The sequence below is a fragment of the Cupriavidus basilensis genome (assembly GCF_008801925.2).
Classification (GTDB): Bacteria; Pseudomonadota; Gammaproteobacteria; order Burkholderiales; family Burkholderiaceae; genus Cupriavidus; species Cupriavidus basilensis.
The window spans coordinates 547,958-566,985 of sequence record NZ_CP062804.1 but is presented as its reverse complement, the minus strand read 5'-3'; the positions used below and the strand labels follow the sequence as shown (position 1 = coordinate 566,985).

At 64.1% G+C, this 19,028-nt stretch carries 17 protein-coding genes and 2 pseudogenes; 13 read left to right on the top strand and 6 right to left on the bottom strand.

Features of this window, described 5'->3' with window-relative positions:
* Positions 1–63 precede the first annotated feature (63 nt).
* Positions 64–1,239 (top strand): L-rhamnonate dehydratase, encoded by a 1,176-nt coding sequence (locus F7R26_RS23515; protein ID WP_150984923.1) that lies wholly within the window; start codon positions 64–66, stop codon positions 1,237–1,239.
* A gap of 82 nt (positions 1,240–1,321) precedes the next feature.
* Here F7R26_RS23515 and F7R26_RS23510 read toward each other — a convergent pair whose 3' ends face one another.
* The 3 genes from F7R26_RS23510 to F7R26_RS23500 form a co-directional block, all read right to left on the bottom strand.
* Entirely contained in the window at positions 1,322–2,425 is a 1,104-nt protein-coding gene (locus tag F7R26_RS23510) for a porin (protein ID WP_170301803.1), read from the bottom strand.
* Between the two features lie 80 nt (positions 2,426–2,505).
* The gene (locus F7R26_RS23505; RefSeq protein WP_150984921.1) at positions 2,506–3,462 is read right to left on the bottom strand and encodes a Bug family tripartite tricarboxylate transporter substrate binding protein; all 957 of its coding nucleotides are present in this window, start codon (positions 3,460–3,462) and stop codon (positions 2,506–2,508) included.
* Positions 3,463–3,518: 56 nt separating this feature from the next.
* A complete protein-coding gene (locus F7R26_RS23500) occupies positions 3,519–4,544 on the bottom strand; it encodes a 4-oxalomesaconate tautomerase (protein ID WP_241754701.1) in 1,026 nt (341 codons plus the stop codon).
* A gap of 114 nt (positions 4,545–4,658) precedes the next feature.
* On the opposite strand from F7R26_RS23500, the gene F7R26_RS23495 reads away from it, so the two are divergent.
* Positions 4,659–5,564 carry a LysR family transcriptional regulator gene (locus tag F7R26_RS23495; RefSeq protein ID WP_150984919.1) on the top strand — a complete coding sequence of 302 codons (906 nt, stop codon included), beginning with the start codon at positions 4,659–4,661 and terminating at the stop codon, positions 5,562–5,564.
* A gap of 33 nt (positions 5,565–5,597) precedes the next feature.
* Here F7R26_RS23495 and F7R26_RS23490 read toward each other — a convergent pair whose 3' ends face one another.
* Positions 5,598–6,548 (bottom strand): LysR family transcriptional regulator, encoded by a 951-nt coding sequence (locus F7R26_RS23490; protein ID WP_150984918.1) that lies wholly within the window; start codon positions 6,546–6,548, stop codon positions 5,598–5,600.
* A gap of 182 nt (positions 6,549–6,730) precedes the next feature.
* Between F7R26_RS23490 and F7R26_RS23485 the strand changes: the two genes are divergently transcribed.
* The 5 genes from F7R26_RS23485 to F7R26_RS23465 all read left to right on the top strand — a co-directional run bounded on the left by F7R26_RS23485 (position 6,731) and on the right by F7R26_RS23465 (position 11,727).
* Positions 6,731–7,549: a hypothetical protein gene (locus F7R26_RS23485; RefSeq protein WP_150984917.1), complete on the top strand. Its 819-nt coding sequence runs from the start codon at positions 6,731–6,733 to the stop codon at positions 7,547–7,549.
* A gap of 179 nt (positions 7,550–7,728) precedes the next feature.
* Positions 7,729–9,558 (top strand): gamma-glutamyltransferase family protein, encoded by a 1,830-nt coding sequence (locus tag F7R26_RS23480; protein ID WP_150984916.1) that lies wholly within the window; start codon positions 7,729–7,731, stop codon positions 9,556–9,558.
* A gap of 130 nt (positions 9,559–9,688) precedes the next feature.
* Positions 9,689–10,669 (top strand): Bug family tripartite tricarboxylate transporter substrate binding protein, encoded by a 981-nt coding sequence (locus tag F7R26_RS23475; protein WP_150984915.1) that lies wholly within the window; start codon positions 9,689–9,691, stop codon positions 10,667–10,669.
* 4 nt (positions 10,670–10,673) lie between these two features.
* Positions 10,674–11,231, top strand: a complete 558-nt coding sequence (locus F7R26_RS23470) for a GAF domain-containing protein (RefSeq protein WP_150984914.1) — start codon at positions 10,674–10,676, stop codon at positions 11,229–11,231.
* Between the two features lie 148 nt (positions 11,232–11,379).
* Positions 11,380–11,727, top strand: coding sequence for a hypothetical protein (locus tag F7R26_RS23465; RefSeq protein ID WP_150993357.1), 348 nt, complete (start codon positions 11,380–11,382; stop codon positions 11,725–11,727).
* Positions 11,728–12,091: 364 nt separating this feature from the next.
* Here the strand turns inward: F7R26_RS23465 and F7R26_RS41090 are convergent.
* A pseudogene (locus F7R26_RS41090) lies at positions 12,092–12,238 on the bottom strand (acyl-CoA dehydrogenase family protein); the annotation flags it as partial.
* On the opposite strand from F7R26_RS41090, the pseudogene F7R26_RS23460 reads away from it, so the two are divergent.
* Positions 12,222–12,428: pseudogene (locus F7R26_RS23460) on the top strand (transposase); the annotation flags it as partial. The pseudogenes F7R26_RS41090 and F7R26_RS23460 overlap by 17 nt on opposite strands.
* 47 nt (positions 12,429–12,475) lie before the next feature.
* On the opposite strand, the gene F7R26_RS23455 reads toward F7R26_RS23460, so the two are convergent.
* Entirely contained in the window at positions 12,476–13,378 is a 903-nt protein-coding gene (locus F7R26_RS23455; RefSeq protein ID WP_150993355.1) for a LysR family transcriptional regulator, read from the bottom strand.
* Positions 13,379–13,653: 275 nt separating this feature from the next.
* Between F7R26_RS23455 and F7R26_RS23450 the strand changes: the two genes are divergently transcribed.
* The 5 genes from F7R26_RS23450 to F7R26_RS23430 all read left to right on the top strand — a co-directional run bounded on the left by F7R26_RS23450 (position 13,654) and on the right by F7R26_RS23430 (position 18,606).
* Entirely contained in the window at positions 13,654–14,769 is a 1,116-nt protein-coding gene (locus F7R26_RS23450) for an alpha-hydroxy acid oxidase (protein WP_241754767.1), read from the top strand.
* A 73-nt stretch (positions 14,770–14,842) separates the two neighbouring features.
* Positions 14,843–15,520 (top strand): RraA family protein, encoded by a 678-nt coding sequence (locus F7R26_RS23445; RefSeq protein ID WP_150993353.1) that lies wholly within the window; start codon positions 14,843–14,845, stop codon positions 15,518–15,520.
* Complete coding sequence (locus F7R26_RS23440; RefSeq protein WP_150993351.1) at positions 15,517–16,575, top strand: hydroxyacid dehydrogenase; 1,059 nt, start codon at positions 15,517–15,519, stop codon at positions 16,573–16,575. Before F7R26_RS23445 ends, F7R26_RS23440 begins: the two co-directional genes overlap by 4 nt.
* A gap of 58 nt (positions 16,576–16,633) precedes the next feature.
* Positions 16,634–17,641, top strand: coding sequence for a tripartite tricarboxylate transporter substrate binding protein (locus F7R26_RS23435; protein ID WP_170302031.1), 1,008 nt, complete (start codon positions 16,634–16,636; stop codon positions 17,639–17,641).
* A 155-nt stretch (positions 17,642–17,796) separates the two neighbouring features.
* Positions 17,797–18,606: a Bug family tripartite tricarboxylate transporter substrate binding protein gene (locus F7R26_RS23430; RefSeq protein ID WP_241754700.1), complete on the top strand. Its 810-nt coding sequence runs from the start codon at positions 17,797–17,799 to the stop codon at positions 18,604–18,606.
* Positions 18,607–19,028: the final 422 nt, after the last annotated feature.

Sequence of the window (19,028 nt, the reverse complement as noted above, 5' to 3'; positions counted from 1 at the left end):
CCAACCAAGCCCACCAAGCCCGCCGCCCATTCGCCACTGGCAACCAAACCCACGGAGACTCTCTTGAAAATCACCAACATCCGCACCCGCGTCTTTGAATGGAAGGGCAAGACCGTGCCCCCGCAGGCCCACTTCTGCACCAACGCCACCGACATCCTGTTCGAGCGCGGCGACGCCATGGGCTCCTTCCGCTTCCACGGCTGGCTGGTGGTGGAAGTCGAGACCGACACGGGCCACGTCGGCATTGGCAACTGCGCGCTGGCGCCGCGCGTGGCCAAGGAAATCATCGACCAGTACCTGGCCCCGATCGTGATCGGCCAGGACCCCTTCGACAATGAATACCTGTGGCAGAAAATGTATCGCCGCACCCACGCCTGGGGCCGCAAGGGCATCGGCATGGCAGCGATCTCGGCGGTGGACATCGCGCTGTGGGACCTGATGGGCAAGGCCGTGGGCAAGCCGGTGTTCAAGCTGCTGGGCGGGCGCACCAAGGAAAAGATCTGGTGCTACGCCTCCAAGCTCTACAACAACGATGACCGCGACGCCTTCCTGGCCGAGGCGCAGAGCTATCTTGACCAGGGCTTCACCGCGATGAAGATGCGCTTCGGCTACGGCCCGAAGGATGGCCCCGCCGGCATGCAGAAGAACATCGAGCAAGTGCGCCTGCTGCGCGAGCTGGTGGGCGACAGCATCGACATCATGCTGGAGTGCTATATGGGCTGGACGCTGGAGTACGCCCGCCGCATGATTCCGCGCCTGGCCGAGTTCAACCCGCGCTGGCTGGAAGAACCGGTGATCGCCGACGACATCGAAGGCTACGCCGAACTCAAGAAGATGAGCCCCTTCCCCATCTCCGGCGGCGAGCACGAGTTCACCTCCTACGGCTTCAAGGACCTGCTGGAGCGCCGCGCGGTGGACGTGATCCAGTACGACACCAACCGGGTTGGCGGCATCACCGCCGCGCAGAAGATCAACGCCATGGCCGAGGCCTGGTCCGTGCCGGTCATCCCGCACGCGGGCCAGATGCACAACTACCACCTCACCATGGCCTCGACCGCATCGCCGATGTCCGAGTTCTTCCCGGTGCACGACGTGGAAGTGGGCAATGAGCTGTTCTATTACATCTTCAAGGGCGAGCCGGCGCCGGACAGGGGGTATCTGCAACTGGACGATAACTTGCCGGGGTTGGGGCTGACGTTGAACGAGGAGTATTTCGGGGAGTTCGAGATTATTGAGTGAGGACGAAGCCGTCTGAACGGCGCCTGATCGCATCGGACAAACGGCTTGCGCGCTCCGGCAAGCCGCTGTTGCCAACGATGCGTCAGAAGACATGCCGAAGCCCGACCATCGCACCCACCTTGCCACCCACCGTTCCTTGCGACTTGATCAGCGCGTATCCGCCAGTGATGCGGTTGTAGTCGGCCTCGATATAGACATCCGTGCGCTTGGAGAAGCGGTAGCCGGCGAGAAGATAGACGGCCGAGCGCCGGCCGCCCGGGTCCTTCTGCTCATCATGGAATGCGCCCAGGCCGACCAGCCACGCGGGTGACCACTGATAGCTGACGCCGCCGATGATGACTTCGTTTCGCGTGCCAGTGGCGCTGTAGCGGTTGGAGAGGTATCCGGCAGTCGCTTTCAGGCGGCCGCTCGCGTATCCGGCCGTCGCGCCCACGGTCTTTCTTGCCTGCGCGCCATTGGCACTTCGGGCCTGCTGGTAAGACGCACTCGCCTGGAATTTCTTGTCATCGTAGCCGAGGCTGATCCCGGTACTGGCATTGGCGCGCGTGTTGCCGGGCACTTCACCAAAGGCGTGGTGCGCGGCCAGCTTCCAGCTGCCGGCCTTTCCTTCGTATTTGAGCGCATTGTCTTGCCGGCTACCGGTATAGACGCGAGCGATCGCCAGCGTGTCCAGGTTAGGGTTGCCGAAGATCTGCGCGCCGGCCATCGCCTGATAAGCCACGCCGTACTGACGGCCCAGGGTGATCGCACCAAAACGGCTTTGCATGCCGACAAACGCCTGCCGGCCGAACAAGCGGCCCGTGCCACCAGATGACGCTTGACCATAGCCCGCGACGGATGACTGCAGGGCAGTTCCCGTGCCGAGGTCAAAGCCCCCTTCCAGCACATAGACCACTGCAGTCCCTGCGCCGAGATCCTCTCTACCCCGCAGTCCGAAGCGCGACCCGTTCAGCGCGCCCTCCGATAGTTCGAGCTTGCCGTCCCTGGCGGTATTGGCGTTGGTCGCATACCGGATGCCGGCGTCGACGACGCCGTACAGCGTCGCGCTGGATTGGGCATGCGCGGCGCACGCCAGCAGTGTCGAGATCGCGCCGAACGACGTGTGTTTTGCGACGCGCATGGCGAGCCGGTATTGGTTCATTTGTCCCCCGTGGTCAGGTTCTGTGAGGCCATGTTGCAAGGCCATGCCGTGAGGCAAGGAGGTGCGCGAACGCGCGATGCACCGAGCTTGACAGGGCTGGCGCCGCACACCGGGAATTGCCGGATTCAGTCCGTCGTCATGCCGGCCGCCTGGACCACCCGCTTCCATTTGGCGACCTCGGCGCTCACGAGCGCGCCGAGTTCCTGTGGCGTGCTGGTCTGCACGTAGGCGCCCTGCTCCGCGATCTTGTCCGCGACCGCCTGGTCGCGCAGCGCCGCATTGAGCTCGGCATTCAGCCGGGCGACGATTTCCGGGGGCGTGCCAGCGGGGGAGAACATGGCATACCATTGATCGACGGCAACATCGATCCCCAGTTCGTTCAGTGTCGGCGTGTCCCTCAGCAGCGGCGTGCGCTTGCTGCTGGCCACGGCGAGAACGCGTACCTTGCCGTTGCGGATCTGTGGGTAGGCGGTGAACAAGCTCGGGAACATGATCTGCGTATTGCCGGCGATCGTGTCGACCAGCGCAGGCGCCGAGCCCTTGTAAGGCACGTGCACCATCTGCGTCTGCGTGGCGAGCCTGAATAGTTCCGCGGCGGCATGGGGCGCGGTGCCGCTGCCCGCGGAGGCATAGTTCAGGTTGGCATCCTTGGTGCGCGCCAGGTCGATCAGTTGCTGCATATCGCCGGCTTTCACCATGGGGTTGACGACAACCAAGGTGGGGGAATTGGCGACCATGCCGATCGGCGCGAAATCCTTGACGGGGTCGTATCGCAGCTTCTGAAGAGCCGGGTTGATCCCATGCGTCGCGATGTATCCGAACAGGATGGTATGCCCGTCCGGCTTGGCCCGCGCAACATACTCGGATGCGATCGCGCCGTTGGCGCCGGCACGGTTTTCCACCACCACCGGCTTGCCGAGCGACACGCTCATGCGCTGGGCGATCACGCGCGCCATGGCATCGTTGCCGCCACCCGCCGAGGTTGGAACGACAATCGTCAAGTTCTTGTCGGGGAACGCGTGCGCCACGCCGACGGTGAGGGCCAGCGCGATGGCACAGGCATGCCTGAAGGTACAAATCATGATGGTCTCCTGGTGTTTTTTGTCGTGATGCGAAGCAGGTCGAAGCGCCCTGGACATCAGCCCAGCACTTCGTCGGGAACGGACAGCATGCCTTTCATGATGCGTCTGGCGGTGCGCACGAGCCCGATGCGCCGGAAGCGCGGCGGGCCGCCATCACGCTCCAGCTCGACGTGGACTTCGATGCAGCCGGCAGGGTGATGCACCACGATGCGGCCTTCCGGCGAGGGCGTCGAAGCGAGCCCGTTGGCTACGGTCCCTGGCACGCAATAGGCCGCCGCAATGCCGACGGCACCTGTCACGGCGTGTGCCGCGTGGCAATGCAAAGGGGTGAAATAGCGCGACGTGATCTCATTCGCCCTGCCGTGGCGGCTAACGAGAACGGGCTTCGGAATGACGCTGTTGCTGACGTCGCCCAAGCCCATGCGGCGACCCGCCTCCCTGCGCAGCGACTCCAGCCGCGCGAGCATCGCCTTGTTGGCATCGAGCGCCATGGGTGTTTCGTCTCCACGCACGCCGAGCGAGGCCGCATGAACGACAACGAGAGGCATGGCGGCATCGATGCAGGTAACCAGGACCTCGTCGATCACGTCGATCGTGTTCCCGGTGGGGAACATGGCGCCGGTCACGCGCCCCCATGCATCCAGGAAGTTCAGCATGATCGGGGCCGCGGTCCCGGCAACCCCGTCGATCCGCGTATCGCCGGCATAGGTCACCTGGCCGCCCGGGGTCTGGACCACGGCTTCGACGACTGACGCGGTATTGACGTTGAAGATGCGGATGGTGGTCGCGCGCTGGCCAGCCTGCACCAAGCCTTCCTCGATGGCGAATGGCGCCACGGCGGCTAGCATGTTTCCACAGTTGGGACGGGTGTCGACCCGATTCCTGTCGACCGCAACCTGCGCAAACAGATAATCTATGTCGCATCCTGGCCGATGCGAGCGCGACACGATCGCCGCCTTGCTGGTCAGCGAACTGCCACCCCCAAGCCCATCGACCTGCAACGCATGGGGGGAGCCCATCGCCGATAGCAATACCTGATCCCGCCTGGCCGGGTCATCGGGCAGCCAGTCCGCACGGAACAAGGGTCCGCGGGAAGTACCGCCACGCATCAATACACAGGGAATGTCTTTGCTCATGCATTTATGATGTCCCCCAGGTAATAATTTGTATATTGCAATCCCGGGAGACATCGTTGCATGGCACGCATCAATTTCGATTTGCAGGAACTGCAGGCATTCGTGGCCGTAGCGGACCGGCTGTCATTCCGTGCGGCTGCGGACGACCTCCACCTTTCGCCGCCGGCACTGAGCCGGCGCATTGAAAAGCTCGAAGGCATCCTGGGGGTCAAGCTATTCGAACGCAGCACGCGTCACGTTGCATTGACGAACGTCGGACGCCTGTTCCTGGATCACGCACGGGCGGCACTCGAGGAGCTTGAGGGAGGGGTGCTGAACATCACGGACCTTGCCGCGCAGCGCAGCGGCCTGGTGACGGTGGCCTGCGTGCCGTCCGCCGCCTACTACTTCCTGCCATCGGTCATCCTGCGATTCGCGCAGCGCTACCCGCGCATCCGGGTCCGTGTACTGGATGAGAGCGCCAACACCGTGCTGAATGCCGTCATCACCGGGCGCGCGGACTTCGGCATCAACTTCATCGGAACGCAGGAGCCGGACGTCGCCTTCGAAGGGATCTTCAGCGAGAAGTTTGTGCTGGCTGTTTGCCATACGCATCCGCTTGCGCGCCGCAAAAGCGTAAGGTGGTCGGAGCTGGCCGACGAGCGGTTCATGACTGTCGATCGCTCCAGCGGCAATCGCGTACTGATTGACTCTGCCTTGGCAAACTGCGAACGCAGGCCGACAAGCTTTTTCGAGGTGGCGCATGTGTCGACGCTGCTCGGGCTGGTCGAAGCCGGGCTGGGCGTCGCCGCGGTGCCGCGCCTGGCCCTGCCCGTGAAGGCGCATGCCACATTGCGCGGCATCCCGCTGGTCGAGCCCGAGGTATCGCGGACCCTGGGCCTGATCACCCGGCACAGCGTACCGCTCTCGCCCACGGCCAAGGTGTTTCGCGACATGGTGCAGCAAACCGCCAGGCGAGCGCTATAGGGCGGCAGGCCATCCATACGATGGCCCGCCGGCTCATCCCTCAGCTGACATTGCCCCCAGCAACGCCCGCACCAGCGCCTGCAGCGGCTCGCTATGCTCCGTGCGCCGCAACCACATCGCGCCCACCGCGGGCAGGTCCCACGTGAGCGTATGCGGCAACACAGCTGCGCTGCCGGTGGCCGCGAGTTCGGCCGCCACCGCGCGCGGCACGATGGTGATGGCGCGTGGCTGGTTGCGCATCAGCGTGGCGATGGTCTTGATCGAATAGGTTTCCACCATTGGCGTGGGCGGCACCGCGCCGGCGGTGGCGAACAGCGTGTTGATGGTGCGCCGGATCGGCGTGTGCGCGGGCGGCAAGACCCAGTCCAGCGCCGCCAGGCGCTGCCAGTCCAGCTTGCCGCGCGCTAGCCGCGCAGCGGCGTCCACAGGTACCACCAGCGCCGGTTCCTCGCGGTAGAGCGGCGTCTGCGCGATGTCGTCGCCCGGCGCGTAAAAGGACCGCGCGATCACGCAATCGAGCTCGTGCGCGCGCAGCGCCGCCACCAGTTCATCCGTGGTGCCCTCGCGCACCAGCACCGCCACGCGCGGCTGCTGCTGCAGGCCGTGCGAGCAGGCCGCGTCCAGCACCACCGGCGCCACATAGGGAATCACACCGATACGCAGCCGCCCATGCAGTCCGGCGCCGATCACCGCCAGCTCCCGCCCCAGCGCCTCCGTATCCGCCATGGCCAGCCGCGCATGCGCCAATACCGCCGCGCCGGTGCCCGTTGGCTCCAGCCCCCGGCGCGAACGCACGAACAGCGGCACCATGAAGATCTCCTCGATCTCCCGCAGCGCCTTGGTCACGGCGGGCTGGGTCAGGTCCATCTCGGCCGCCACGCGCGAGACCGAGCGCTGGCGGTCCAGCGCCAGGAGCAGCGCGAGGTGCTTCAGGCGCAGGCGCGAGATAAGGTTGTGCTGGAGTTTGTCGACTGGTGAGGGCAATGAAAGTCCTGTGCCTGTGCGCGTTGCAAGCCTTTGATTCTACTAGGGCACATTTGAACCACCGGCGCTAGCAGCATACGTGCGGTAACGCGCGGACCGCGGTCGTGACGTTGTAGCACAATGTCTGGCGGATCCCGGCTGGGCCTTAAGCGCCAAAATCGTCACTTCTATGAGAAGACACGATGAACAGGGTCACAGGCCACCTGGCCGTCCTCCTCGCATTGAGCCTGTTTGTCATTCCTGGTGCGCAGGCGTCCGACATCGTCTGTCAAACAGCGCCCCGTGCGGCCCCTGCCGGCTGCCAAGGCCCGGCAGCAAGCCACCAGGCATGCGCGCGGCAAACAGGCAAACGCCCACGCGCGGCGCGGCTCATCTGCGATTACGCCCTTCTGTCGATTGGCTATGAGCGCATCTATGCCGAGCAGCAACGGCTGCTACGCGCGGGTGCAATTCGCAAAGCGGACATCGTCGCCTGGCGCAGGAAGCGGGACGCTTGCGACTCCGTGCACTGTCTTGACGGTGTCTTCGCGCAATGGCCGCAGCATGATGCCAGGCCGAAGTCAGCCCGGGACGCCAATCGCTCCGGCACGCAGCACGAGAAGCTGGAAGCGCATAACAGCCCACGACGCGGCGAAGCAGCCAGGCCAATGCCGCTCAGACAGAATCCGCCAGCACCGGCGCAACCGATGGCCGCTCTGCACAACGCGCCACCGGCCATGGCCGCCACCACCACGCACGCATCGTTCCTTGCTTCGCCTGCGGTCGCCGCTGCGCCCCCACTCGCCAATAGGCCGGCTCCCGGCCCCAGGGGCACGCTTGGCAACCTGGCCTGGTTTGGCGCGTTCGGCATGGGCCTGGCCTACCTGCTCAACCGCGGACGGGACGGGCGCTTGCGCAAAGTGGTTGCGCAGTGCCGGAGCACGCCGGCGCCCATGCTGGTGTTGTACGCGTTGATTGTTGTGAATGTCCTGCTTCTGCTCTTCGCGTTGGCAAAGGGCTAGTCTGAGTGCGACCATGACCCGCGCAATGCATAACCAATCCGTTATGCAACAATAATTTTTTGACCAAAAACAGTTATCCGGTGACCTTATACTCCCAGGCACCAACCCCATTCGGCTTGCGTTGCGTGCTTTGGCGCCAGCGCGTTTCGCCACCCTGCCCGATCCGCCACGGAGTCTCCATGTTCACCACCCGCCCGGAAATCGTCGGTACCTTTGGCGTGGCCTCGTCCACCCACTGGCTGGCCTCGCAAACCGCCATGAGCGTGCTGGAGCGCGGCGGCAACGCGTTCGACGCGGCCGTTGCCGGCGGCTTTGTGCTGCAGGTGGTGGAGCCGCACCTGAACGGACCGGGCGGAGAGGTGCCCATCCTGCTGTGGAGCGAGCGCGAGCGCGCGGTGCGCGCCATCTGCGGGCAAGGCCCGGCGCCCGCGCTGGCCGACCCGGCCGCGATGCGCGCCATGGGACTGGACCTGGTGCCCGGCATCGGCCTGCTGCCCGCCACGGTGCCCGGCGCCTTCGGCGCGTGGCTGACCATGCTGCGCGACCATGGCACCTGGACGCTGGCGGATGTGCTGGCCCCCGCCATCGGCTATGCGCGCGACGGCTTCCCGCTGGTGCCGCGCATCTCGCAAGCGATCCTGGCGGTGCGCGAACTGTTCCAGAACGAATGGCACAGCTCGGCGGCCGTCTGGCTGCCTGATGGCCGCGTGCCCCGCCCGGGCAGCCTGCATACGGTGCCCGGCGTGGCACGCACCTATACCCGCATCGTCGAGACGGCCGAAGCCGCCGGCGGCACGCGCGAGCAGCAGATCGACGCCGCGCTGGATGGCTGGTACCGGGGCTTTGTCGCCAAGGAAATCGACAGCTTCTGCCGTACCCAGGCGGTGCGCGACACCACTGGCGAGCGGCATAAAGGACTGCTGCGCCTTGAAGACATGGCGCACTGGACGCCCACCGTGGAGGCGCCCGCCACGCTGGATTTTGGCCGCTATACGGTGGCCAAGTGCGGCATCTGGAGCCAGGGCCCGGCGTTCCTGCAGCAACTCGGCATGCTGCGCCACGCCGATCTCGCCGCGCACGCCCCCACCTCGCCCGAATTCGTGCACCGCATTGCCGAGGCAGCCAAGCTGGCCATGGCCGACCGCCTGGCGTGGTACGGCGACCCCGATTTTGGCGATGCGCCGCTGGCAGGCCTGCTCGATCCCGGCTACCTCGCCGCGCGCGCGCGCCAGATCGGCGAACACGCCTCGCTCGACATCCTGCCGGGCACGGTCGGCGGCCGCGCGCCACGCCTGCCCGACCTCGGCGCGGCGGCGCGCACGCTGCGCCACGCCGATGTGCGCTTCGGCGTGGGCGAACCCACCTTTGCGGCCATGCCGCCGGTGGCGGAATGGGCCGAGCGCGAGATCTTCGTCGGCGACACCTGCCACATCGACGTGATCGACCGCGAGGGCAATATGGTCGCGGCCACGCCATCGGGCGGCTGGCTGTCGTCCAGCCCGGTGATTCCCGAGCTGGGCTTCGCGCTCAATACCCGCCTGCAGATGACCTGGCTGGAGCCGGGCCTGCCCAACACGCTAGCGCCGGGCAAGCGCCCGTGCACCACGCTGTCGCCCTCGCTCGCGCTACGCGACGGCGAGCCTTATATGGTCTTCGGCACCCCCGGCGGCGACCAGCAGGATCAATGGTCCGTCGCGTTCTTCCTGCGCCACGCCGTGCATGGCATGAACCTGCAGGAAGCCATCGATGCGCCGGCCTGGCATGTCGATCATTTCCCCGGCTCGTTCTGGCCGCGCTCGGTGGTGCTCAACCGGCTCAGCGTGGAGTCCCGGCTGCCCGAGGACACCATCGCGGCGCTGCGCGCGCGCGGCCACGAGGTCAAGGTGGGCGAGCCGTGGTCGGAGGGGCGGATGTCCGCGTGCACGCGGGCGCGCGATGCGCAGGGGCGGCTGGTGCTGCGCGCCGGCGCCAATGCCCGCGGCATGCAGGGCTATGCCGTGGGCCGCTGACGGTGCATTGGTGCATTGGTGCATTGGTGCATTGGTGCATTGGTGCATTGGTCAGCTGGACCTGACTTGCAGGATCGAATCAAACCGGATCGCACCGTGCGGTTCGCATAGCCATCGGAGAAGGAAAGAGATGAAAGCCGTTTTGAAGCGCTGCCTGCTGGGCCTTGCCACGTTCGCGCTGTTTGCCGCCGCCTCGGGTGCCGGCGCCGCCGATCCCTTCCCGCAAAAGCCCATCACGCTGATCGTGCCGTGGGCCGCCGGCGGCTCCACCGACATCCTTGCCCGCGTGCTGTCCGAGCACCTGACCCGCTCGCTCGGCCAGCCGGTGATCGTCGACAACAAGCCCGGCGCCTCCGGCAACATCGGCTCTGCCATGGTGGCGCGCGCCAAGCCCGACGGCTACACGCTGCTGGTCGGCTCCATGAGCACGCACGCGATGAACCCCGCGCTGATGCCCAACATGCCCTTTCGCGGCGTGGAGGACTTCACCCCGCTGGGCCTGCTGGCCTTTGTCACCAACACCATGGTGGTCAACCCATCGGTGCCCGCGCACAACGTCAAGGAGCTGATCGCCTACGCGCGCGCCAACCCCGGCAAGCTGGCCTATGCCAGCGCCGGCCCTGGCTCCACCAACCACCTGAGCGCGGTGCTGTTCGAAAAGATGGCCGGCGTGCAGATGCTGCATGTGCCCTACAAGGGCGGCGCGCCCGCCGTGGTCGACACCGTGGCCGGGCAAACGCAATTGCTGTTCTCCGCCGGCACGCAGACCCTGCCCCACGTCAAGGCCAACAAGCTGCGCCTGCTCGCCGTGACCGAAGCCAAGCGCTCACCGCTGCTGCCCAACGTGCCCACCGTGGCCGAGACCGTGCCCGGCTATGAACTGTCCGTGTGGTATGGCGCCTTCGGCCCGGCCGGCATGCCGCCAGCGCTGGTGGCACGGCTGAACCAGGAGATCAACCGCATCATGTCGCTGCCGGACGTGAAGGAAAAGATGAACGCCATCGGCGTGGAAACCGCCACCTCCACGCCCCAGCAATTCGCCACCATCCTGCGCCGCGACGCGGACCGCTATGGCAAGTTGATCCGGGACCTGGGCATCAAGGGGGAGTGAAGCCGTGACCGATATCGCGAATGATGCCGCGCCCTCCGTCGTGACCTTGCCTGTGGCGTTGCTAGCCTCGCTATGCGACACGCTGGCGCGCGCAGCCAAGCCCGCCATCGCCTTCGATGCGATCGGCAGCGCCACTGCCGCGCTGCTGGGCCCGGGGCTGCTCACCATCAACGCCTACCGGCGCGCCAGCTCTGAAGTGGTACGGCTATGGTCCTCCGACACCGCCGCCTACCCCGTGGGCGGCCGCAAGTACAAGGCTGACACGCCGTGGACACGCTGGGTGCTGCAGCAGGGCGAGGTCTTCGTGGGCGAAGGGGACGCGGCGCTTGAGGCCGTGTTCGACGATATCTCGACGATTCGCGGGCTGTCGCTTTCGGCAGTGGTCAATGTGCCGGTATGCGAGCGCGGACAATGCGTGGGGACGTTCAACTTCCTTGCGGCGCGCAGCGCGTGGACGCCCGGCGAAGTGGCCGTGTTGCGCTTGTTCGCACAGATGGTGGCGCCGGCGGTGATGGCGGCCAGCGGCTGCCTGATGCCAGCGACAAATATTCAAAAATTCTGAACGATCTATCCGGATAAGGCTAATCTAACGCACCGATGATTCTCCTATAGTTCGTTACATGGACGGCGCGCATAAACAAAGCAACGTTCTGGCAGTCGCAGCGAACAATCAACGAAATTCAACGAATTTTAAGATACTGGAGAACATCATGACCAAGACCTTCGCCCTCAAGCTCGCTTCCACCCTCGTGCTGTCGCTCGCCGCCATTGGCGCCGCCCAGGCCGCTTCCGCCAAGGACACCCTCGCCGGCGACAAGTACGGCTACGAATTCCGCACCTCGGTCCCCGCCGACAAGTACGGCTACGACTTCCGGTCCACCGACACCTTCACCGACGGCGCCCGCAGCGGCAAGCTGGATGCCTTCACCGAAGGCGCCCGCATCGCCGGCCTAGACCGCTCCGGGGTTTCGGCTACACCGGCCCGCAGCTTCGATGCCTACACCGACGGCGCTCGCAGCGGCAAGGTCGATGTCTTCACCGAAGGCGCCAACGCCTGATGCCGTACCCGCAACTGGCCACCCGCCGCGACACCGCCTGAAATGCGGTGTCGCAACTGCGACAATGCCAGTCGCGTAAAAGACCGCCTCCCTCGTTCGCACTTGAAGAGGGCTCCCGGCCTGTCGTCACCGCTGCGCTACCGCACTGGCTTCGGCGGCAGCCTGAACGGCGACGTGCGAGCGTTGAGGGTTCTGCTCAGCCAGAGTCGGTTCTCGATCATATAGAAGCGCTTAGCCTTGATCGAAGCGTGGGTCAAAGTGTCGACTGTGGTGTCATGCGAGTGCTGGAAATCCCCGAACCCGATGAATCTCCTGCGAAAGTGCTGGACGCCCCGAGCCGCCACGCTGAACATCCCGCCCCACCTCAAAACGAGCGCGGCATGCCCAGGATATGCCCCCCCCCAACGTAGGACAAGATCGGGTTCGTCAAGATCGGTGCCACCTGATACTGACGCGTTTCGCGGAACTTCCGTTCAACGTCGTACTCAGCGGCAAATCCAAAGCCACCGTGGCAACGCGGCTCCAACGAGAACACGAATGGCCTGTTGAGACAGTACTTCCCGAAAGGCACCGATCTCTCGGGCTACTCGCAAGCCAAGCTCAACGCCATAGCCAGAAGACTCAACGAACGCCCACGCAAAACACTAGACTTCGATACACCGGCTGAACGATTCCATCAAGCCGTTGCGTTGACCGGTTGAATCCGCAAGCCCTTACGGACATGGCTCGGCGAGGTCGACCGACGGACCTAGACGAAGCAGCGCGGAGCCTGGAAATCGATTGCGCCACGAACAACCTCCCGCATCGCCAGAATCAACGGTCGGGTGTCATCGCGGCGCCATTGCACAGCATAGTGAAGTGGCTCCAGTGCGTCGCTATCCGGCAAGATTCGCAGCGCGCCGCGTTCGACGAGCGAGTCAGCCCACAGTCTGGGCATGAATCCGAAGCCAAGCCCTTCCACCACCATACCAACGACGGCCCCCCAGCTGTTGCACATCAGGCGTCGGCCGACCATCACCCCTCGGCGGGCCAGCCATTGGTCGAGCACCCGAGTCCCGCCCGCACCGACCGGGAGTGTCAGCAGCGTCTGTTCGCCCATAAGCACCCGTGGGTCATCAGTGCCGGCCAACTCGAGGAACGACTGACTTGCGACCCACGCAAAGTCGACCTGGCCGATTCGCTCGGCCGCCAAGCTGCTGCGGGTGGACGGTCCTGCCAGGACCCCGATGTCCAGCTCCCCGTCATGGAGGCGCTGCTCCAACACCTGCCCGATATCCACGTGAGGCTCCAAAAGCAGACCCGGATGGAGTGACGACACCTCACGCACAAGCTTTGGCAACCAGGTCAGCCCGCTCAGTTCTCCCAGTCCGATGCGGCATCGCCCAATCAGACCAGGACGTTGCCCAGCCGACTGCCGCAGGTCCGCAGCGGCATGCAGCATCGCGCGAATCTGCGGCAACATCTGCTCACCCTGCGCAGTCAGTTCGGCACTTCGACCACTGCGGTCGAACAGTTCCACGTCCAGCGACGCTTCCAGTTCTGCAATCCGTTTAGACAGCGATGAAACCGACAGGTGGACACGCTCCGCCGCCACAGTGAAGTTGACGCATGTTGCCGCCCAGTAGAAGGCCTCGAGTTGCTTGAGAGTCATAGTGCGCCCCATCGGCCGATGCCTGAAATTTTCCTAAAAGCGAAATATTATCTTCGTTATTTTTCGCTTTTGTCGTCGCTTACAGGTTGTTACATTGGCGCCAACTCCTCGCCATTGCGCCTATGTCAGCCGCTCCCATCGACGACGCCTCACAGACTTCCGCACTTCAACCCGCTCATAGGAAGGAGTCGGCTTACGTGCCTCAATCGGCGCACAACGAGAAGCAGGCGAATTGGCTCAAGCAGCGAGTGTTGGCACTGAAGGACTTCGAGCCAATGGCCCGGAAGCGTCTTCCCAAGCCGCTGTACGCCTACGTTAGCGGTGCGGTCGAGGACAACATCACCCTTGCTCAAAATCGACAGTCGTTTGAGAACATTGCCCTGCGACCACGCGTGCTGGTCGGCGTCTCGACGCGCGACCTGACCTTTAGGCTGTTCGGCCGTGAGTACGCCGCGCCGTTCGGCCTGGCCCCAATGGGGATATCCGCGCTATTTGCATACCGCGGCGATGTCGTCATGGCACAGGCAGCTTCCCGGGCTGCCGTACCGGCCATCATGAGCGGCTCGTCGCTGATTCGGCTAGAAGAGGTCATGGAAGCGGCTCCTGGAACGTGGTTCCAGGCCTACCTTCCCGGTGACATGCACCACATCGAAGGCTTGCTGGCGCGCATTGAAGCGGCCAAGGTCGAGACGCTTGTCATCACCGTGGACACGCCAGTCGCGGGCAATCGCGAAAACAACGTGCGCGCCGGGTTTTCGACGCCACTGCGCCCAAGCGCCGCGCTTGCCTGGCAAGGCATCACCCATCCTCGCTGGTTGCTCGGCACCTTCGCGCGGACGCTGCTACGCCACGGCGTGCCGCACTTCGAGAACGCGTACGCCCACCGCGGCACCCCCATCGTCTCGCGCAATGTGGAGCGGGATTTCTCGGACCGTGCGCATTTCACATGGAACCACCTGGCCACCATCCGCCGCCGCTGGAGGGGGCAGCTCGTGGTCAAGGGCATCCTAACTGCGGAAGATGCTCGTCTCGCTCATCAGCACGGTGTCGACGGAATCATCGTCTCGAACCACGGTGGCCGGCAGCTTGATGGTGTCATCGCTTCCATGCGCGCTCTGCCAGAAGTCGTCGAAGCCGTCCCGCAACTGCCTGTGATGCTCGACAGCGGCGTGCGTCGCGGGACTGATGTCATCAAGGCGTTGGCCCTGGGTGCCCGCTGTGTCTTCATCGGGCGACCGTTCGCGTATGCGGCGGCAGTTGGCTCCTGCCGCGGTGTTGCGCACGGCATCAGCCTGATGCAGGCCGAGATTTCTCGTGACCTCGCCATGCTGGGTATCACCCGGGCAACGGATGTGGATGCGCAGTGCATCAAGCGTCCGTATCCGAACTGAATAACTTTTTCAAACTAACTTTTTCAAACGATTCCAACAGACCCTTCAAGGTCGACACCGGAGACAGAACAAAATGACCTCGCCGCACGGTTTTCGCATTCATCCGCGTCCCGCACAGCTTGTCAGCGCCTCGCTGCTGGCGCGGTACCGCAACTTCCCCGTCGCCAATGTCAGCGACTCAATGAGCCGCACGACCGGAACCAGCCAGCTCCGTGCATTCCACCGCCGCGACGGCAACCTGGTCGGTCGCGCGCTTACCGTTCGCACCCGCCCTGGCGACAACCTCATGGTCCACAAGGCCATCGACATCTCGGGTCCGGGCGACGTCATCGTGGTAGACGCCGGCGGCGTGGGACCTAATGCAATCATCGGCGAGATTATGCTGGCGCTCGCCATCGCACGCGGAGCCGCTGGCTTTGTCATTGATGGTCTGATTCGCGACAGCGACACGATTGGCAAGGAGCCACTTCCGGTCTACGCCCGCGGTGTCTCGCACCGTGGCCCATACAAGGATGGCCCCGGTGAACTTCACGTGCCGGTCTCTATCGACGGCATGGTGGTCCGGCCTGGAGACCTGATTATCGGCGACGGCGACGGGCTACTGGTCGTTCCCGCTGAGGATGCTGAAGCAATTGCTGTCCGCGTGGAAGAAGTGCAGCGCATGGAAGCGGGCATTCTGGAATCGATTGCGCAAGGCCGTGCAGACCGTACATGGGTGGACCGCTCGCTGGCTGACAAGGGGGTACTGTGAGCCAGTCTCTCCCAACAAGGCGCAAGGTCGTTCGATTCGACTACTGGCTGGACCCCGCCTTTAACCGCATTGTGGGCGAAGCACCCGAGGTCAGCCTGCACACATGCCAGCGCGAAGGTGCAGACGAAGAGGCATGGGCAAGCCTCTCCGAAGCACACGTGTACCAGATTACGGCCGCCAAGGACGAACTGCCTCGGCGCTGGTTCGTCACCGCAGAGCTTCTCGCTCGTTGCCCGAATCTTCTGGCCGTGTCCTCAAGCGGCTCGGGGTGCGACACGATTGATATCGATGCCTGCACGGTAGCGGGCGTTGCCGTGATGAACCAGGCCGGCGGCAACGCCGATTCCGTGGCCGAAATGGCGGTCGGATTGATGCTGTCTGTGATGCGGCGCATCCCGGAATCGGACCGCCGCATGAAGACACACACCACCGGAAGCCGCGAAGACTTGATGGGCCACGAACTCCGTGGACGCACGCTTGGCCTGGTCGGCGTCGGGCATGCGGGGAGTCGCGCCGCGGCTCTTGGCCGTGCCTTCGGAATGCGCGTGATTGGCTACGACCCCTATCTCGATCGCGCGGAGATGGCGAAGCGAGGCGCCGAGCTTGTCTCGTTCGACGAATTGCTGCGCACGGCCGATATCGTTTCCCTGCACTGCCCACGCGATGCCAGCACGTTGGGGATGATGAATGCAAACGCCTTCGCGTCGATGCGTCCTGGCAGCACCTTCATCAGCACCGCGCGAGGCGGCGTCCACGACGAAGCGGCCCTCTATGAGGCGTTGGCCAGCGGACACCTCGCTGGTGCTGGCCTCGACGTCTGGGACCAGGAACCGCCTGCGCAAGGCCATCCGCTTCTGACGCTTGAGAACGTCGTCGCCACTTTCCACACGGCGGGTGTTACCCATGACGCCCGTCGCAGGAACGCGACGTTGGCAGCCACGCAAATTCTGGAACTGCTCGCAACGGGCGAGAGGCCCGAACGCTTGGTGAATCCCGATGTTTGGCCCAGAGCGAGGCAACGAATAGAGGCGGTCTTGCTCGCCGCCGCAACCTGATTCAGAGATAGCCACAACAATACGCCTGCCACACGAAGGTTGGCGAGGAGACAAAATCATGCAACGCAATCCCGACTCTCGTCGTCGGCGTCTTTCCCTTTGCCTTGCCGCGTGTTCGCTCGTTGGCATGGTCGGCGCTCTGGCGCCCGCCACAGCCGAAGCGCAACCCGCAGCCTGGCCGAATCGCCCAATCGAGATGATTGTCGCGTACGCGCCGGGCGGCGGCACTGACTTGATCGCCCGCCTGCTCGCGCGCCATCTAGAGAAGGAACTGGGTGCAACCATCGTCGTGCAGAACAAGCCGGGCGCGGGCGGCGCCATAGGCTTTGCCGAACTGGCACGCGCCACGCCGGACGGCTACACCATCGGCTTCATCAACACGCCAAATCTGCTGACGATTCCGATTGAGCGCAAAACGACGTTCACTTGGAAGAGCTACGACCTCATCGGCAATCTGGTGGACGACCCTGGCGCATTCACCGTCAATCAAGCCAGCAACATCGATTCGCTGGCGACGCTTGTGAAATATGCCAGGGCGAACCCAGGCGCGGTCACGGTAGGGACCACCGGCGTTGGTTCGGATGACCATCTCGCGATGCTGCTGTTTGAAAAAGCTTCAGGCGTAAAGATGACACACGTCGGCTATAAGGGCGCCGGTGAAGTCCGTGGCGCACTGGCTGGTCAGCAAATTACGATTGGTGCCATCAACGTCGGCGAGGCATTGGCCTACCAGAAAGGTGGCACTCCGCTGAAGTTCCTGGGCCAGATGGGACTCTCGCGTGCGGTACTTGCGCCGAACGTCTCAACCTTCCGTGAGCAGGGCTACAACATTGAGCTTGCATCCTTGCGCGGCCTGGCCGCGCCCAAGGGTCTGCCAGAGCCAGTCAAGAAGAAACTTGTCGATGCCATGGCAAAGGTTGCCGCGGACCCGCAATTCAAGCAGCAGGCTGACGCAATGTTTGCGCCGCTGCGCTACCTCTCCCCTGCTGCGTACGCCGCAGAACTTGAACGTGGCGAGGCGAGCTTCCGTCAACTTTGGAAGGAGATGCCATGGCAGGAAAAATAAGCCAATTTCTTCGGATTGCAACTGGCTCCGTGATACTCGCGAGCTCGACGGCGTTCTCAGCCCAGCCGGCGTTGCCACCTGGCGCCATTACCATGGTCGTCGGATGGCCTGCGGGGGGTCCCTCTGACGCTGTCGCGCGGCTGGTGTCAGCTCAAATGTCCAAGACGTTGGGGCAGTCCATCATCATCGACAACCGTGCCGGGGCAGGCGGCAATATTGGGTCGGATATCGCGGCCCGCGCGAAACCTGATGGCAGCACCATCATGCTTGCCACGGCGACCTCGCACGGGCTCAATTCCGCGCTATACAGCCGCCTCAACTACGACCCGATTAAGGACTTTGCACCGATTGGCCTGATTACCACCTCACCAGGCGTGATGCTCGTTCCTAAGGATTCCCCGTATCGTTCGGTTGGAGATCTGGTTGCAAAGGCACGTTCCCAGCCTGGTCAGCTGAACTACGGCTCGGGTGGTGTCGGCTCCAGTCAGCATCTCGCCGGCGCGGTGTTCAGGAAGCGGGCAAATGTGGACATAGCCCATATCCCGTTCAAGGGGACTGCACCCGCAATGACCGACCTGATGGCCGGCCGAGTAGACTTCGTCATCACGACGGGCGCGCTGCCATTCATCCGTTCTGGCAAAGTGCGTCCGCTGGCCGTGGCCGCGCATCAGCGCCTGCCCGCGCTTCCCGATGTGCCGACGTTCGACGAAGCCGGAGTAAAGGGGTTCTATACCGACTCGTGGTATGGGCTGGTAGCGCCGGCGAACACACCACGTCCAGCGCTGGAGAAATTGAACGTCGCGCTAAACCAAGCCTTGCGAGACCCCGAACTGCAAAAGCAGCTGTCGGAGCAAGGTTCGCTACCGGTCAAGCCGATGGTCGTGGATGAATTCTGGACGTTCGTGAAGAAGCAGATGCCAATCGCGGCGGAACAGGTTCGAATTTCCGGTGCAAAGGCGGACTAGCGCGAAGTGAATACGAGAGACGCGCATTGAAGCGTCTCTCGGCAGTTCAGCCAATCTCGAAGGGAAAGGGAGGCGGCCAATAGAGGATCGTTTCTCGATCTTCGCCTGGCTCTCATGATCCGGCCCAATGTGTTCGCTGCGCTTTCCCAACACCTGCATACCAAGGTCTTTCAAGACCATGCCCTCCATCCTGAATGTCCCGCTGCTTTCACCCGTCATCGCAAGCTCACCCTGCCTCCCTGATCGCCTTCATGCTTGGCCACGTCCGCCTCGCCACAAACCTCATCGACGGGCCCCCTACAAGGCATGCTGAGGCTTAACTTGGATGGATTGGGTCAAGCCCCCCTCACTCAGAAGGCCGTGGTCACTTTCTCGGAAACGCTGGACTAGGAGCATGTCTGCCTCCACGAAGGCAGCACTAT

Bases quoted from the DNA above. Each gene is read 5' to 3' on its own strand.
- F7R26_RS23480 (WP_150984916.1), top strand. From the start codon at position 7,729: ATGTTCACCACCCGCCCGGAAATCGTCGGTACCTTTGGCGTGGCCTCG.
- F7R26_RS23495 (WP_150984919.1), top strand. From the start codon at position 4,659: ATGGCACGCATCAATTTCGATTTGCAGGAACTGCAGGCATTCGTGGCC.
- F7R26_RS23430 (WP_241754700.1), top strand. From the start codon at position 17,797: ATGTCCAAGACGTTGGGGCAGTCCATCATCATCGACAACCGTGCCGGG.
- F7R26_RS23465 (WP_150993357.1), top strand. From the start codon at position 11,380: ATGACCAAGACCTTCGCCCTCAAGCTCGCTTCCACCCTCGTGCTGTCG.
- F7R26_RS23450 (WP_241754767.1), top strand. From the start codon at position 13,654: ATGGCCCGGAAGCGTCTTCCCAAGCCGCTGTACGCCTACGTTAGCGGT.
- F7R26_RS23445 (WP_150993353.1), top strand. From the start codon at position 14,843: ATGACCTCGCCGCACGGTTTTCGCATTCATCCGCGTCCCGCACAGCTT.
- F7R26_RS23505 (WP_150984921.1), bottom strand. From the start codon at position 3,462: ATGATTTGTACCTTCAGGCATGCCTGTGCCATCGCGCTGGCCCTCACC.
- F7R26_RS23455 (WP_150993355.1), bottom strand. From the start codon at position 13,378: ATGACTCTCAAGCAACTCGAGGCCTTCTACTGGGCGGCAACATGCGTC.
- F7R26_RS23435 (WP_170302031.1), top strand. From the start codon at position 16,634: ATGCAACGCAATCCCGACTCTCGTCGTCGGCGTCTTTCCCTTTGCCTT.
- F7R26_RS23475 (WP_150984915.1), top strand. From the start codon at position 9,689: ATGAAAGCCGTTTTGAAGCGCTGCCTGCTGGGCCTTGCCACGTTCGCG.
- F7R26_RS23510 (WP_170301803.1), bottom strand. From the start codon at position 2,425: ATGGCCTTGCAACATGGCCTCACAGAACCTGACCACGGGGGACAAATG.
- F7R26_RS23485 (WP_150984917.1), top strand. From the start codon at position 6,731: ATGAACAGGGTCACAGGCCACCTGGCCGTCCTCCTCGCATTGAGCCTG.